Raw genomic sequence first — 15,842 nt, forward strand, 5'->3', positions numbered from 1 at the left:
ATTTGAGTATTTGAGTATTTGAGTATTTGAGTATTTGAGTATTTGAGTATTTGAGTATTATTAAGACTTTACTCAATAGTTAGATGAATAGCAACATTTTTAAAAAATAACTATATCTTTGATATCGACTGAATTTCTATGTGAATAATATTCATAAAAATGCATAAATTTATCAAAGACTGAGATGCCCCAGTAAACTGACTGCTAACATATAAAGTGTAGCTATCAAGTATCAATATGAGCTACTAAAAGCAATACTTTAGCCGCTCATATTCGTTATAATCCGCTCACCAATCAAAAACCACTAATATGAATGAGGGAACCACTATGGTGAAGTGTCACTTATCGACCATCATGGGTGAAAGACGCCTTAAAATTGCCGATATCTCAAGAGATACTGGCATCAATCGTGGCACCATTACTCGCATGTATCATGAAGAAGCCACCCGTGTTGATCTAGATGTCATCGAGTCTTTATGTACTTATCTTAGAATCAATGTTGGTGATTTATACGAAATCATAAATGAGGACAGCAGTGAGTCACCAGCATAAATAACGTTGTCATGAGCTGTGATTGTCTTTAAACGAATAAAAAGACCTACAGAAGGTTATTTTCTCTTGCAATAGATTAAAATATAGGTATAATTTGACCTGTAGTAAGTCATTTTATTTATTATATGCATATAATGGTCTATAGGAGAATACCAATGAATAACAATCTATCTCGGCTCAATAGCTGCACATGGTTTAGTGAACAGACTAAAACGTTAGCCTCTCAGCTGTTATTAAGCTTACAAATACAGCAAGGCTTACAGCTGGCAACCCTACTTGGTGTTGACCCCATTCTTTATAATGATGAAGCGGTTTATGTCTGGGTGCAACGACAGCTAGATGACGGTCTTATCGTTGACGATCATGCGTTAAGCACCCTTGAAACTGCTTTTATAGAGTTGGTCACAGCTCACACTGACCAAGCAGCGTAATGGCTTTAGCTTATATTTACAGACTTCTTGTTTAACAAGAAACAATAATCCTTAAAGCCAGATAAAGTGTCATTATCTGGCTTCTTGATATAGACAAAGATAACGACAATCAAACAAGCTTTTTTCAGTCTTATATGTCTCAGAAGACGCACTTTTGGGCAATATGGCTTACTGTTACCATATGCCTTTACTCAGTCGGCTCTGCACGCGGCACCCCAGCTATTTTATAATAAACAAAGCCTCTCTCATCTCTCAAAACACTTTTGCTGTCTGCTCTAACGCACCAGCTGATTGCATCAGGCTGCGCTTCATTAACATCACAAGCCAAAATAATCTGCTGACTTTGAGCGTTATCAAATGCCTGCTTCCACCCCGTTTCAAGCTCATCGATGCCGCGCTGTAGCTCTGCTTGCTGGTATCTCATCTCTGCAATCTCATCAAAGCTTGGCACATACCAAAATACCAGGGCCACCAAACTTATTATCACAGCCATCGTACCCGCTGCGACAACGGCTGCAATCCTTTTAATACTCATAGTCTCAATGGACTTATGAATTTTGTCCAAGTCTTTACTAGCTCTACCCTCAACCTGCTCAATCCGCGTTTTGGTGGTGGTCTCAAAGGTCTCAATATCTTCAATAATCTGCTTATGACCAGCTTGGTACTGATTGGTGAATAGGGCTAGATTGTCAGCGCTTGCGCCAAGCTTGTCAGCCACCGCTTGCATGGTACTCACTTGTACCTCTATGCTGTCGTTTTTAGCAGTAACGACCGACTCTACAGCCGTATCAATCTGCTGTTTCATATCGGTGATGATGCCTGCTATTTTGTCATCATAACGACGCGGCATCTCATTGTCAGTAAAAGCAGTCACTGCCGCTTGTAGCTGCTTTAACACGAGTTCTTGATACTGACTCAATGCCTGCGAAGTCGTGCTTGCGCTACTACCTAATTCTTCAATGGCAGAAGACACCTCATTCACCTTGCTATCAATACCGCTAAGCGAACGCTCAAGCCGCCTCGCTACCGCATCATCGGCTCGCTTAATCAGCTCACGCAAGGCCCCAATGACCGGAGTCAATGAAGTCACTAGGTTAACAAGTTGATCGTGTATGTCTTGCTCAGTGCGGTCATTTTTATTCATAGTAAGTACTCATTATTGTAATCATCACAACTAAAATGGGCGTGGTGACGAGTAATGGCGCGCTTTTTCTTGAATAGCCTTGTCTATATCCAGCACTTGTGCGGCCAAGATTTGCGCTAAATTTTGCGTGCCCACGCGGATGTCAGGAATCTGCTCAAAACGCTCATTAAGCGCGTTTATAGTATCAATTTTATGACGGTCGCTAGAAAGCGTGCCGAGCGCTTGTAATAGTGTCTGTACCGACGTATCTCTGTCTATCATCACCCGTTCTGCATCCGTGTCTCGCAAACGCTTTTGCAACGCGGTGACATTATCAGTATGCTGAAGCGTTTTTAAAACGAGGGCCTCAGCAGCTAACTTTTCAGCCGCCTCTATCACAGTGGCAGTAGTATCAATCGCTTTAAAGTCGATCTTATCAATACGGTCTTTAACCCGTACCAGCATATTATCAAACCTGCTCTGATACGCCTTGACTTCTGCCTGTCGGGTACGCGCAAGGGCAGTAGCATCTTGCTCTTTTTGTTGTTTTTCTTGCCGCCGCTTCTCTGCTTCCTCTCGCTCACGCCTAGCTTTGTTCTCAGTTTCGGCTTGCTCACGCGCTTTGTTGAGCTGGTATTGGAGCGCCATGGTACGAGTACGCCAGTCATCAAGCCGATCTGCGTTCAATTGAGTGGTCTTGGTACGGGTAATCTCATCGTATAAGTTATCATCTTGCACAATCACCGCTTCACTTTGATCAAGAAGGGCAATACGCTGCTCATAAAACGGCGATAGGCGCTGATAGGTTTTTTGACTGGTATTGATTTGCAGCTTTAATTGTTTGATGTCTTCATTATTGGCGGTTTTAAATGTCTTTACATCAGATACAAGCATCTGCAAACGTGCCTCAGCGGTATCATCTATCTCTACCGCTTTAAGAGCACGCAGCGCCTCACGCTCTTGCTCAAGCGCTTTAAAACGCTCAACATCAAGATCTGCCAGTGCCGCGAACTTATGATAGGTGTCAAGGTTGCTCGTTACCTCGATCGCCTGCAAATCCTCAAACGCCTCGCGCCAGTGCTGCTGCAGCTCAGTTTTTTCAACATCAATCTCATCAAGCGATTTAAAGTCAGTAGCCAGCTTATTCAGCGTTGCGGCAAACGGTTTTAGGGTGGCCTTAAGCGCCTTATGATCATCAATAACTCGATTGTTAAGGGGAATAAGCTCTTTTAAAACCGTTTTATTGTTCAGCATCGTTTTATCAATCTGTGACAGCTGCTCTTCAAGGCGGCTAACAGCGCGGCCTGTTTGTAGGGTGTCATCTTGTCTAAATTGATCAACCAACACTAAAGCCGTTTTCAGTGCCTCACTTTGCTCTGTCGTATGTATTTTCTGGGCAAGCTCAATCATTTTTTGGCGGGGCTCGCTAAAATCCTGTCCCACCTCCTCGGTGAACCGCTGGGTACTCTTAATGTTTTTATCAATGGTAATAATCTGTTTAGACTGGTGCGCTAACTCTTCATGCAGCGCATCAATGGTTGAAAATAAGGCGCTGCGTACCATCTTTTTTTGACTCACAAAGTTGGCTGAGATTGCTAAAAGCTCATCAAGTGCGTGATCATTGGCCGCATCACTATGCGTCTGACTCTTATTTTTAGGAATAGCGGGTTCAAGTTCAGCGGCAGGATCTACAAAGCGGATATTACTGAGCTCAATTCGCGCAAAGGGTTTACGCTTTTTATAATGTATTGTGACGCCGTTAACCTCTTGTTCATTGCTTTCTAGGTCAATACGTCCCTTGTCGTCATACTCAATTACCAGACCATTTTTTTCAATGTAAGCATTGATCTCATCAATCGTCTCGTTGTACTCATGAATCACTGAACGATTGCCTTTGAGAATATCCTTATATAGTGACTTACCCAGTTTCATTTTTGGTAAACGACTGATGCCCAGCTCACGGTAGGATTTCTCACTAATGGTTTTATTCTCAGGCAGTAGCTCATTGGCCATATCCGCCCAAAGGGTGCGTTGATATTTAAGCTCATCGCCGCGCCCGTTTAACCCCTTAGATAAACGCTCCTCCGTTGACCACTGCAACCAATTCTTGCGTGCTGATAAAGCATAACCCTCAACATCCGCTACTATCTCACGGCTTGAGAGTAAAATATGGGCATGAAAGTTACGACTGGTCAGCTCAACCACTTCAACCTCCCCCACATGTTTCTCGTGACTGTGTGGCCGATGAATGGCTACATCGACAAGCACGTTATAGCGATCAGATAAGGTTTGAGCGTAGCGCTCGGCCAAAACTATACGCTGATCAGCGGTGATCCCATCAGGAAACATCACATCAATCTCAGTACCTAATTGAGCGTTTTTACGAGTCTCAATGCGTTCGATATCATTCCAAAAACCCTCACGTGTCACTGCTAGATCCCCAGCAAGAGTTGGCGTTATCAACGCCGTATGCATCACATTTTTCTCAATAACTTGCGTGTATTTAGTACCATCACTGTCCACTAAATTTAAGATTTTGTCTTTAGCTTTACTGGTGTAATCGTGGACGACTCCTGACTGCTCATCAGCCAGTTTTGAGCCAGAATTATAAGCCGACTTTGCCACCACGCTATGATTTCTCGCCTTACTAACGGCGCTAACTGACAGATGAAACCCTTTATTATTCATAGCAAAAAAACCCAACATTGAGAGATAATTTTTTGGGGGTTGTAGGGGGTTCGCCCCCTGCCGAACGACGGAGTTTATGTAAAAAAATAGCGCCCCTTGTGGGCCTTTTTTACATAAACTCCTAAGTTCGCTCTTAACAGAGGGTTAAAATACTACTGCGCCCACGAAACGATGTGGTCTTGTGTATTTTACTATCTTGCATACCTGTGTATGTACTGCTAGGATCAACTCTATCATAGTTGGCTAAAAAAGGATGAAGTAATGTCAGTAATATCAGATGATTTATTCGCAAATAAGATTAAGCAATTGCAGGCTCTTAAAAAAGAGATTGATCAGGACAGGCTTGAAGCACATAAAATATTGGGGGAGTGGTTGGCCAACGCATTGGACGATGATGACAATCATGAACTGCAAGCCATTTTTTTAGACGCACACGATAATGAAAAATATGTCCGTTTGAAAAAGCACCGTGAGTTTTTAAAGTCAATTGCTCATAAGATGCAAGGTGAGGCTAAGATGGTATCAAGCAGTTTTACTTCGCATAAAGACAATCAAGACAGTGAGTACGGTTCATTGTTTGATGACAAATCAGCAGCGCAATAACTGTTACTGTTAGCAATAGCCTATTCATCCGTACAACTGAATCGTCTTCTAATTAGTAAAATGCTAGAAGGCGATTTTTAGCTGTTTTAAGCGCTTTAAAATATATTTAGCTATCAGTGTATAGAACAGAGCATAGAATGCGTATAAGGGTGCTTTTTAGGCTTTCTAGCAACGATTTGAGATGTATTTACAGAGGTATCGATAATGGCTACTGAAAATGAAGACAAATTATCTACAAAAAATGCGACTGAAAACATGAAACCAGCTTTGTCCAAAATGACAGATGCAGACATTCAAAAGATCTTTGATCGTGCTTTTGAAGATTTCCAGAGGTCGACTCTTGATTCGGACTATGAAAGTGAGGATTAATATCAAGTAAGCGGACAACAGCTGGTTGAGCTACTAAATAATTTTAAAAGCAGTTGGTAGCTCATATTATTATTTCAAATTCGTCGGTTTTTTTGCCTATTTTCCTATTACTTAAAACAAAAATATATTTCTTATTTTTTAATAATTTTTAAAAGCTTTTGTCCTGAAGGTGAAAATCGGCGCAGACACTTACTTCACTTGGTCTACAGCGGAAAAATATTTTTATATAGTGGAAGTTTAGGCGGTTAAAGGTGGAAGTTTAAGCGGTTGAAGGTGGAAGTTTAAGCGGTTGAAGGTGGAAGTTTAAGCGGTATTAGTGGAAAGTAAATTTGTAAATTCCACTAATATTGTTTATTATTTACCATAAGCATTAATCTAGCGAAATATTACGATATGAATAAAAATGAGATGGCACAGTTCCAAAATAACCTACGAGAGTTTATAGGCGAGTCTTATACGGTCAAAGTAGATAAAAATTTAAGCGAACAAGAGCGCGATGAACTTACCGCTCATGTAAGAAGGACAGTGGGTGATAATGATGCCACTATCCTTATTATTGAACCTGTCATAGAATCAAAATTTGATTTTAATTTTGATTTGATTACCTCAGACGTTAAAGAAATCAAACCATTACAGAATGTCAGTCAAGTTGAGAGTAAGCCCAAACCAATTTACAGTGACAAATGGCTGGTGATGCAAAACCGTTTATTAAATGCCATTTCAGATTTGGACTTGAATGAGCGGCGTCTGATTATGTTTTTATCGCCCTTAGTACGTAAGCATGTAGAAAAAGACCCTGATGCCAGAAAACGAATGTTTGTGGTTAATGCGCTAGAGTTTGCCCGTGAATATAATTTAGGCAAAAAAAGTATTTACCGTACCTTGGCAGAAGTTGCTAATAGCATGCTGCACAAAGCATTCTTTTTTTGGAACTTTAAGAATAATGAACGGACGCATAGAACTGGAGTGTCTTGGCTTGTTCAGTGCGAATATAAGGAAAACGAGGGACAGTTAGAAATTATACTGGCCGATACAGTGATTGAGATGCTATCAGTATTCGATCGTGAAAATCCATTTACCAAATGGGAGCGACATTGGATTATTAATCTTGGTAGTTATGGCATGATTTTATTTGAGCTGATTGCCAGTTGTATGTTCCAAAAATACAAAGAAAAGGCGTATACCGTTGACTATTTACGTGAAAAATTTAATTGCGTTGATAGCTATGGTAGGAATATTGATTTCAAACGTTATGTATTAGATAAAGCTATCAGTGATATTCATACGCACACGCCTTACCGTATAACCTACGCTCAAAAGAAAAAAGGGCGGGTGGTGAGTGAGATTGTGTTTAGTTTTGAAGATAGCAGTCAAGCCAAGGTAGAGGCTAAGCAGTCAAAAGCATTGAAGAGTGATCTGAATCCTTTTTCAATTAAAGGTCTAAGCGACGCACAATTAAAGCGCATTGTTCTGAATAAAGAATTTATAGCCAATTATAACCATCTGGTCAGCTCCACCAGTCTAGCAGGCCAAAATGAGGCAGAGTGGGCAATTGAGATGGTCAAAAGACTAAAGACGGATTCTTCAGTTTTCAATAAATGTCCTATTCGTGATTATTTAGAATATACGTAGACTGACAAAAACATCCTATTGCTGGGTGGTTAGGTGCTAGCCTTGGCAGTATTAAGACACTATGATTCTCTAAAAAAACCAGCGCTAATCATTAATAAATGATAATAATGCGCTAGAGGAGTACTTAATTGATTGTTAGCCATAATCTAACGATTATGACCTCAAGATTGCTTGAGGTTTTTTTATATCTTATATTGTATTATGTTGTATATTGTATTATACTATATACAACATAATACAAACGCTACATATTTACTCATACAAAATTAAGGACAATAATTGTGGCCATTACTACACAGCAAATTCATGCTACCGCTGATCAACTGCACGAACAAGATATCAAACCTACTTTAGCAGAAGTGCGTAAGGCGCTGGGTGGTGGATCATTTACGACCATCAGTGAAGCCATGAAGTCTTGGCGTCAGGATAACCAACAAGAAGAGCAGCTAAGACAGGTTGAGCTACCAAGTGGCATTGCTGAACGTTTACAAACGCTTGGCGCGGATATGTGGCAAACGGCCATTGATATTGCCAATGATCGTCTGGTTAGAGAACGGGAGGCTCTAGAGAATATTAAAACCAAGTTGCAAGCTGAGACAGACGAGGCTCAAGACGCGGTTAAGACACTAGAGAGTGAGCAGACTGATTTGTTAGAACAGCTCGATGAGGTCACAGTAACTGCAGAGGCAACGGCTATCACCGCGGCTCAAGTGACTGCTGAACGGGATATGCTGACGCAAACACTCAGTGATACTCAGCACCAGCTGGAGCTTGAACGAGCTAAAACAGCTGCAGCTCAGGCTCAACTTGCTGACCTGCGTAGCAGCTTTGATCAACAGTCAAAAGAGCTGAGTGCCAACATATCGAAGGTGGCCACGCTTGAAGCCACTGCTAATAGCGATAAAGCAGAGATCACACGTGTGAAGACAGAGCTTGAAGCAGTCAAGGTTGAGCTAAAAACAGTGACTACTGAGCACAACCAAATAATGAACCTTACAGCAGAGGTAAAAGGAGAATTAAAAGCGATAACCGCTGAACGTAATAAGTTATCAGGGATCAATGAGCGGCTGACTCAAAAGCAAGCTAAGATTGAAGCAGATCATCAGCTACTGATTAAGCAACACGACACGTTAAATCATGAGAGAACTTTGCTTAGTACAGAGTACACTGCATTGAGTGAGCGGTATGATGAGCTTTCAGTTAACTATCAATCAGAACAGGAAAAGAGTAGCTCATTGACTGCAGAGATTGAAAAGATGCGAGAGACAATTAACACTAAAAGTATCAGTTAAACTTAGTAATAGAGGCCTATTAACAATAACTAAGTCAATCCCGTTCTATTCACACTAAGCTTATGAATCAACCATGACAATGTCGACTCACTGAATAAATGATGGTTGTATAATAAATATTCTAAATTTTTCTCTAGATTCTTATAGTATATAGCCTAGTGGGCTATATACTACTTAAATTAGCCTAAGTGAAAATTATGCTGATTTTGGAGCCTTGAGCAGATTTCAAGGAACACTCACCCTAAAGCAATTATGAGTATAATAATAATGCTCACAAACACTTTAGTGCATCCCTTGAATTTGATGTGATTAGTCATGCCGACTTCATCGCCCATCGCGTCATCAAGACCGTATCACTGTATCAAGCTACGGCTGTTATGATTACGGCTGATAGCACCGCCTAGACACGCTCATAACCGCTACTGTACTGTCATACGCTAGCAAGGGCGTTCGCCCAATGTACCGCTACGATATGCACAAGTAACCACTCATTGCGTTGCTCTGATCCTTTGTCTAGTCACCCCTGTAGGGAGCTCACCCTTATGTCAAACGCAGTCGTCACCGAGGCCTGCCACCCATTTGACGGGTAACGGGTACAGAGAGAGCAGCACGAAAATGTAACGAGCGAACAAGCAGTTTTTAAAATGTATAGCAAATAGAGTTGATATGAGAGCAGATTTTGGATAAAATGACCCTAAACGGGCATTTAATGCTGTTCAAATAACGCAGTCTGTGTGCTTATTTGTTCGTTACAGGGTGTTGACGCACACTGTAACCGTTATCTACATTTAAAACTAAATGCCTCTGGGAGTCAACTCCCAGAGGCATTTTTTTGTTTGTCATACAGATTAGGTTTTTAATATCTGATTCTTCGTTAAATTGCTTAGGCTTTTTTTGTCGTCATTTAGCGTAAGCATTTCAATTATTTTGAAGTTAGCAATTAGTACTTAGTACATTCTCACAAGACGTTAAGTTTCTGACAATACTGAGGTAGTTTACTATTAAGACCGCCTTAGTCGTCAGATGCAAGGTTTTACACGCGCTGTTAAGAAGCGGTAAATCATCTTTCTGAGAGAATACGATAATTAAAAGACAAACTTACACTCCTGAGATTAAAGAACGCGCCGTTCGCATGCTGATTGAAGCATTAAACGATTACACCTTTATGTGGTCATGTCATAAAAAGCGCACTAATGAAACTATACTAACCAACATTCAAGACTAAGCTACACATACTAAAGAGCTTGAACATGAGAACAAGAAGCTTACGTAAGCCAGTTAGATTACAGTAAAATCCGCTTTTTTCGCCCAAGGAGAGATAGGACACACAATCAAGTTGTGGTTCAGTTTATTGATAAAAATAAGTGTGTCTACGGTATTAGAGCAATATTGACTGTGCAATATAGAAAATATGCAATAAACTTATTTTCTACCTTTAATAAAATGCAGCAACCTAAACAAGGGTAAATTATGAGTAATTCAGATAACCACAGTCATCAAGCTCCAAACCCTAAAGATATGAATAAAGCTTTTTATATTGGGATTGGTCTAAATTCTGCATTTACGCTCATCGAGTTTATAGTGGGCTACTCAACTAATTCATTAGCTTTAATCGCAGACGCTAGCCACAACTTAAGTGATGTTGCCAGTTTAATAATCTCGTTAATTGGAATGAAATTAGCACAGAAAGCATCTACTACGCTTTATACCTATGGCTACAAAAAAGCTTCTATAATGGCGTCTCTTATTAACGCCATATTGTTAGTTACAATAGTTATAGGTATTGCGTATGAGGCCTTGGGTCGATTTGATACCATACCGGAAGTTGCAGGAAAAGTTATTATTATTACAGCTCTAATAGGCGTATTTATAAATACTGTTTCTGCTTTTGCATTCTACAAAGGTCAAAAAGACGATATTAATGTCAAAGGTGCTTTCTTGCATCTAATGGTAGATGCATTGGTCTCTGTAGGTGTCGTTATCTCGGGCATTATTATTTACTATACAAGTTGGAATATCGTTGATCCTCTAGTTAGCTTGATTATTTCAGTCGTTATACTGTTATCGACTTGGGGTCTACTAAAAGAGAGTATCAAGCTTGCTATCGACGGAGTACCTCAAAATGTTGATCTCAGTAAAATCACTGCTATCTTAGAGAGCTATAATTTTATTCAAAACTTTCATCATTTACATATCTGGGCTTTGAGTACCACTGAGAATGCTCTTACAGTTCATATTGTACCGAAGACCGACATAACGTTTAAAGAGACTATTACTATGAAAGAAAACATCAAGGAAGATTTGGCGCATCAGAATATACAACATGCAACTATTGAATTTGGTACTAAGGCAGATGACAATCAAAAATCGCGTGCATTAAATGAAAGTATCAACAAAAAGATGATAGACCGTATATAGCTATCTTTTTTTAAGTATGAGGCGCGTGCCTTATGTCGACATAATTTTTTCAATCAATTCTTATGTGATCAATAGTTTAAAACTTTTATATTTACGTGCGTTAGGATGTTACCTAGAAAAAATAAAAAACTTACACTGATTAAATTATTATGATTAAGTTTACTATTACCCTCGTCTTCTAAGTGTGGTTAGACCTTTGCCAAAATAGCTTAGTAGTAATAACAGGGTTATTATTATCAAGATAGGGTAATTTCCCATAAGCATAAAGGGCGTGTTACCAACCCGTGCCTGTATCTCACCACGTAGTACAGTACGCTCAAACTGCGGTGCGCGTTTTACAATACGACCTTTATGGTTGATAATAGCGGTAACACCAGTATTGGTCGCTCGAATAAACCAGCGCCCGTTCTCAAGCGCGCGCATTTGTACCATTTGCAAATGTTGCAATGGTCCTGCTGAAGTGCCAAACCAAGCATCGTTAGAGACGGTCAACAAAAAGTCAGTATCGATGGCATTTTTACGCGTGGTATCTGGATAAGCTACCTCATAACAGATAGCCGTCCCTATATTGTGTCCACGCACCTTTAGCGGTGACTGCTGATCACTACCACGACTATAGCTCTTAATATCCTGACTACCGGCCAAACTTGGGAAAATATCGAGCACGCCTTCAAATGGAATATACTCTCCAAAAGGCACTAGACGCTGCTTCTTGTATAGGCCTTCCGCTTCTACACCTCGAGCAATCACGCTATTGTAAAATGGGGGATACTTATCCGTACTGGCATTGAATGCCGCTTTATCCTTATAAGGGATACCAGTTATCCATGTCGTATTGGTCGCATTGGCCATTTCTATCATTTCACTAATAAAGCCCGCAGCCTCATCCTGAAACATCGGAATAGATGATTCAGGCCACACCACCACATCACGTCCCCACTCAGTGCGTGTTAACTTCGCATAAATCTTTAGCGTTTCTAATTGATATTGCGTCAGCCACTTTATATCTTGTGAAATATTACCTTGAATCAATGACACTGACAGATCAGGTGTGCCCTTAGGTTTTGTCCATTGCGGATTGACCAGCCATAATGATGTGCTAATGGCTAATAACAGTACAGAAACGACGGCATAACTACTGCGCCGAAGCAGTAGCTCTACTAAACTTGCAGCCAATAGTATGGCAACAAAAGAGACGGCAAAAACACCAGCAACGGGTGCTAAGGACGATAACCAATACTCTTCAGTAAATGCATAACCAACAAACAGCCACGGAAAGCCTGTGAATAACCAAGTTTTTAACCATTCTTGTAGCACCCAAAGAGCAGCAAATGAAAAGGGTTGTTTGCCTACCATACGGTTAAAGACTAGTGCTAAAAATCCATGAAACAGTCCCATACCGAGACCCATCAATCCAATCATAATCAATGCGAGCCACGTTGGAGTATCGCTATAATCATGGATGGCAGTATAGAGCCAAAAGCCGCCGACGCACCATAGCCCCATACCGTAAGCTTCACCGATAATAAAAGCGCGACGACCACTCATATTTGGTACCAACAGCGCATATAAAATCGCTGGTGACACTATTGCTAGCGGCCAGAACCCATGAGGCGCTAGCGCAAATAAAAAAATAGCCCCTGCAAGCCATGCTGCTACTAGCGTAAACCATAGCGGTAATTGATTTGAGTGAGTACTCAAACGCTTTTGTAGATTAATAGTAGACAGGCGCATCGCAAATTATCCAAAATTATGAGTTTTGAATTTTTAGTCAAAATCCAAAACTCGGATAGACCTGTTAATACTACAGGCAGCATTTCAAAATGAAAACTGCTTATGATACCAGTCCGCACTGCTCAATGGATAAATTTACGTACTCCGTTTGATGGGTTATTATGCTACATTACCAAACGATATGAAGTGTTACTTGACCTTCTATAGCTCACAATATCTACAGTACATGAGAGAGCACTATGACCCCCTTAAAAATAAAATCCAGTCTTATATTCAATCGTTATCTGTCTAAGGGGTTGCGTAGTACGTTAGTATTACTTGCCGCCTCATCACTATTTGCTTGTAGCCAACCGAGTAGTGGCGTATCTGATGCAAGCACAACATCGGCATCAACTGAAGATGTAGTGACTGTTCCGAAGACAGCTGAACCAAACGTTATAAATACTTCTATGATGACATCAGTAAATAAACCAGACCTACTAAAAAACGTCTCAGCCACTGTCTATAAAGATGCCAATTGCGGCTGCTGTAAAGAATGGATAAGTCATGCAGAAGATAATGGTCTAAGTGCAACCGCGCAAGATGTTGCGGACTTAGCCGTATTTAAAGAGCGCTACAGCGTTCCAAATGAAATGCGTTCTTGCCATACTGTAGTCACTACTGATGGTTACGTCTTTGAAGGTCATGTACCCGCTAAATATATGGCGCAGTTTTTAGAAAATCCGCCAGTACAAGCTATGGGTCTTGCCGTACCTGGCATGCCTGTTGGTAGCCCAGGTATGGAGTATCAAAATAAATTCATGCCCTATCAGGTTATGCAGCTCAATAAAGACGGGACGACCCAAGTTTATGCTGATATTGAATCGGTAGAGCAGCAATTATAGTGTGTTAGCAGTTAAGAATACTTTGATTATAGTGTTAGCGTTAAAAGTAAATGAGGTAGGTATAAGACTGTTCTATTGCTTATAAAGTGATTCTTCATCAAAGAATTCATTAGCTATTGCGACTTTAAAATTAAAAATAACTTTGAATTTGTAACTTTTGATGACAATGTAAGCGGATTTATCGGTTATTAACCCTTAAAATAGATAAATAACTAAGGGTTAATACAAGAATATACAGGATGTATCGAAACAATTACGTAATATTACATAAGCCAGTAGGGAATTAGCATCTATATTAATATTATAAATTATTATATTATCTTAATAATTAGTTAGACCCTATATAGGGTAATTACTTCATCCAATAAAAAAACGTCTGAGGGTTAAATCTATAATTTAGATTTAACCCTCAGACGTTTTTTTGCTTATAAAACAGTAGAAATTGTGGTCAATCTAGTCAGCTATATTCTGTACATGTTACACAAACTTACATTGTAAAATGTGGGATATTAGCAATTTTTTCGACATCAAAAAAGTATTTTTGGGGTTTTTAAGGGTGATGACAGGCTAAACAGCCTATGCTAAAGTCGGCTTTGTGTTTTGGTCAGCAGCTTGATTTGTAACAGCTTCGTAAGACTTCAATGAGCTGTGATCGCCAATAATCATTTTTTATATGAATAATATGCAGCAGAAGTATCAGTCACTATGACGTATATATACTTGAGTTGTTGAGATTTAATTGACTGCGCTGTTGTTGATAACAGACGATTTTGAATTAACCGTAGGTATTAGATTTATGAAACAGGCTTTATTGATTTTGTCAGTACTGGGTATGGGCATAGCACAAACGAGTGGTGCTGCTATCACAATCTCTCAAACAAATAATACCATCACCAATACTTCTGTGGCATCAAACTACGGTTCATCAAAAAACATCTATAGCACCAAAAGTGGTGCTTATGTTTCTAATAATGATGAAATTAGTCAAGCTATTAGCAACCTAAGTGCGCAGGCTAAGCAAAAAGAGAATCAGCTTTCATCGCTGAACAGCCGCTTATACGCTGAAAAACAACAGCAGCAAGTCAATACAGTTCCTGATAGCAATTCAGCCCCCGCTATCGCTGCTGCTCGTGCTTCACGAGTGGCTCTATCTGGTAGCTCTGGATACTGTGCCCGTTACGTACGTAAAGCACTACAATCAGCAGGTTATGAGTTCACTCCAAATCCTTCAGCCTATCAGTACGCCACTCGTGGCACGCTTGATAAAGCAGGTTTCAGCAAAATCAGCAATGATATGCCAACCCAAGTAGGTGATGTTATTGTCTATGATCGCTCATCAAAGCGTCCACATGGCCATATTCAAATCTTTGATGGTAAAGACTGGATTTCTGATTTCCGTCAGAACAGTATTAGTCCATACAGTGGTGTCTATGCTTATACGACATGGCGCGATTCAAAATACGTGGATGACGCATCCGCATCAGACCGAAATATCTACCTTGCTATGAATGATAAATAAGACCTGATAAGTCAGCACAACATAGTTATTATTTCATCCAACCCAGTAGTGATCTTAATATCATTGCTGGGTTTTTTGTGCTTAACATCAGGGTGTATTTAACCTTTCATGATTTGATCAGTTAGAAATGAACACTACTGATATCATTACTCATGACAGGAATTATCGACCAGCGCGTTTAAGATGCCACATGATACTGCTGGTGCACTACTTGCACATTTCTGACGCAAAACAGTCAAGTGCTGCTTTAAGTGCATCAATTCTTCCATTCGTATTTCTACAGCATAAATTTGCTTATCTAGTAATGAGTTCACATCACCACAGTCTTTATCAGGTTCCTCCCAGTATTCAAGTAAGATTCTTACTTCGTCTAAAGCCATGTCAAGCGTACGGCAGTGTAGGATAAATTGTAGACGTTCAATGTGCTCTTCATTATATAAACGATAATTCCCTGCGCTGCGAGAAGGCTCAGGTAATAAGTGCTCCTTTTCGTAATAGCGAATGGTTTCCACTGTGGCACCTGTGCGTTTAGCGAGCTCACCAATTTTGATTGTCATAACAACCTCTATGATTTAAATGATTAAAGTGGCTGTAAAG

General features: G+C 40.1%; 13 protein-coding genes. 9 read left to right on the forward strand and 4 right to left on the reverse strand.

Annotated elements, in window-relative coordinates:
• Positions 1–327: 327 nt before the first annotated feature.
• Complete coding sequence (locus FW759_RS13465) at positions 328–552, forward strand: helix-turn-helix domain-containing protein (protein WP_057758779.1); 225 nt, start codon at positions 328–330, stop codon at positions 550–552.
• Between the two features lie 155 nt (positions 553–707).
• Positions 708–983 carry a hypothetical protein gene (locus FW759_RS13470; RefSeq protein ID WP_057758781.1) on the forward strand — a complete coding sequence of 92 codons (276 nt, stop codon included), beginning with the start codon at positions 708–710 and terminating at the stop codon, positions 981–983.
• Between the two features lie 187 nt (positions 984–1,170).
• Here the strand turns inward: FW759_RS13470 and FW759_RS13475 are convergent, their stop codons facing one another.
• Both FW759_RS13475 and FW759_RS13480 read right to left on the reverse strand, forming a co-directional pair.
• On the reverse strand, positions 1,171–2,127 hold the full coding sequence (locus tag FW759_RS13475) for a hypothetical protein (RefSeq protein ID WP_201569629.1): 957 nt from the start codon (positions 2,125–2,127) through the stop codon (positions 1,171–1,173).
• 30 nt (positions 2,128–2,157) lie between these two features.
• Positions 2,158–4,794, reverse strand: coding sequence for a MobA/MobL family protein (locus FW759_RS13480; RefSeq protein WP_446443242.1), 2,637 nt, complete (start codon positions 4,792–4,794; stop codon positions 2,158–2,160).
• A gap of 261 nt (positions 4,795–5,055) precedes the next feature.
• Here FW759_RS13480 and FW759_RS13485 point away from each other — a divergent pair, with 261 nt between their 5' ends.
• The 5 genes from FW759_RS13485 (at position 5,056) to FW759_RS13505 (ending at position 11,108) form a co-directional block, all read left to right on the forward strand.
• Entirely contained in the window at positions 5,056–5,397 is a 342-nt protein-coding gene (locus FW759_RS13485; protein ID WP_201569633.1) for a hypothetical protein, read from the forward strand.
• A gap of 204 nt (positions 5,398–5,601) precedes the next feature.
• The gene (locus FW759_RS13490) at positions 5,602–5,766 is read left to right on the forward strand and encodes a hypothetical protein (protein WP_201569635.1); all 165 of its coding nucleotides are present in this window, start codon (positions 5,602–5,604) and stop codon (positions 5,764–5,766) included.
• A gap of 393 nt (positions 5,767–6,159) precedes the next feature.
• Positions 6,160–7,398 carry a replication initiation protein gene (locus FW759_RS13495; protein WP_201569637.1) on the forward strand — a complete coding sequence of 413 codons (1,239 nt, stop codon included), beginning with the start codon at positions 6,160–6,162 and terminating at the stop codon, positions 7,396–7,398.
• 281 nt (positions 7,399–7,679) lie between these two features.
• On the forward strand, positions 7,680–8,690 hold the full coding sequence (locus FW759_RS13500) for a DNA-binding protein (protein ID WP_446443243.1): 1,011 nt from the start codon (positions 7,680–7,682) through the stop codon (positions 8,688–8,690).
• Between the two features lie 1,470 nt (positions 8,691–10,160).
• Complete coding sequence (locus FW759_RS13505) at positions 10,161–11,108, forward strand: cation diffusion facilitator family transporter (protein WP_082624560.1); 948 nt, start codon at positions 10,161–10,163, stop codon at positions 11,106–11,108.
• Positions 11,109–11,273: 165 nt separating this feature from the next.
• Here the strand turns inward: FW759_RS13505 and lnt are convergent, their stop codons facing one another.
• The gene (gene lnt / locus FW759_RS13510; RefSeq protein WP_057758793.1) at positions 11,274–12,842 is read right to left on the reverse strand and encodes an apolipoprotein N-acyltransferase; all 1,569 of its coding nucleotides are present in this window, start codon (positions 12,840–12,842) and stop codon (positions 11,274–11,276) included.
• A 239-nt stretch (positions 12,843–13,081) separates the two neighbouring features.
• Here lnt and FW759_RS13515 point away from each other — a divergent pair, with 239 nt between their 5' ends.
• Positions 13,082–13,726 carry a DUF411 domain-containing protein gene (locus tag FW759_RS13515; protein ID WP_057758748.1) on the forward strand — a complete coding sequence of 215 codons (645 nt, stop codon included), beginning with the start codon at positions 13,082–13,084 and terminating at the stop codon, positions 13,724–13,726.
• Between the two features lie 796 nt (positions 13,727–14,522).
• Positions 14,523–15,245: a CHAP domain-containing protein gene (locus FW759_RS13520; protein WP_443529510.1), complete on the forward strand. Its 723-nt coding sequence runs from the start codon at positions 14,523–14,525 to the stop codon at positions 15,243–15,245.
• Positions 15,246–15,391: 146 nt separating this feature from the next.
• Here the strand turns inward: FW759_RS13520 and cadR are convergent, their stop codons facing one another.
• Positions 15,392–15,802 (reverse strand): Cd(II)/Pb(II)-responsive transcriptional regulator, encoded by a 411-nt coding sequence (gene cadR, locus FW759_RS13525; RefSeq protein WP_060492340.1) that lies wholly within the window; start codon positions 15,800–15,802, stop codon positions 15,392–15,394.
• Positions 15,803–15,842: the final 40 nt, after the last annotated feature.

The sequence above is a fragment of the Psychrobacter sp. 1176_08 genome (assembly GCF_052850615.1).

Bases quoted from the DNA above. Each gene is read 5' to 3' on its own strand.
- cadR (WP_060492340.1), bottom strand. From the start codon at position 15,802: ATGACAATCAAAATTGGTGAGCTCGCTAAACGCACAGGTGCCACAGTG.
- FW759_RS13495 (WP_201569637.1), top strand. From the start codon at position 6,160: ATGAATAAAAATGAGATGGCACAGTTCCAAAATAACCTACGAGAGTTT.
- FW759_RS13520 (WP_443529510.1), top strand. From the start codon at position 14,523: ATGAAACAGGCTTTATTGATTTTGTCAGTACTGGGTATGGGCATAGCA.
- FW759_RS13470 (WP_057758781.1), top strand. From the start codon at position 708: ATGAATAACAATCTATCTCGGCTCAATAGCTGCACATGGTTTAGTGAA.
- FW759_RS13505 (WP_082624560.1), top strand. From the start codon at position 10,161: ATGAGTAATTCAGATAACCACAGTCATCAAGCTCCAAACCCTAAAGAT.
- FW759_RS13480 (WP_446443242.1), bottom strand. From the start codon at position 4,794: ATGAATAATAAAGGGTTTCATCTGTCAGTTAGCGCCGTTAGTAAGGCG.
- FW759_RS13490 (WP_201569635.1), top strand. From the start codon at position 5,602: ATGGCTACTGAAAATGAAGACAAATTATCTACAAAAAATGCGACTGAA.
- FW759_RS13465 (WP_057758779.1), top strand. From the start codon at position 328: ATGGTGAAGTGTCACTTATCGACCATCATGGGTGAAAGACGCCTTAAA.
- FW759_RS13485 (WP_201569633.1), top strand. From the start codon at position 5,056: ATGTCAGTAATATCAGATGATTTATTCGCAAATAAGATTAAGCAATTG.
- FW759_RS13515 (WP_057758748.1), top strand. From the start codon at position 13,082: ATGACCCCCTTAAAAATAAAATCCAGTCTTATATTCAATCGTTATCTG.
- lnt (WP_057758793.1), bottom strand. From the start codon at position 12,842: ATGCGCCTGTCTACTATTAATCTACAAAAGCGTTTGAGTACTCACTCA.
- FW759_RS13475 (WP_201569629.1), bottom strand. From the start codon at position 2,127: ATGAATAAAAATGACCGCACTGAGCAAGACATACACGATCAACTTGTT.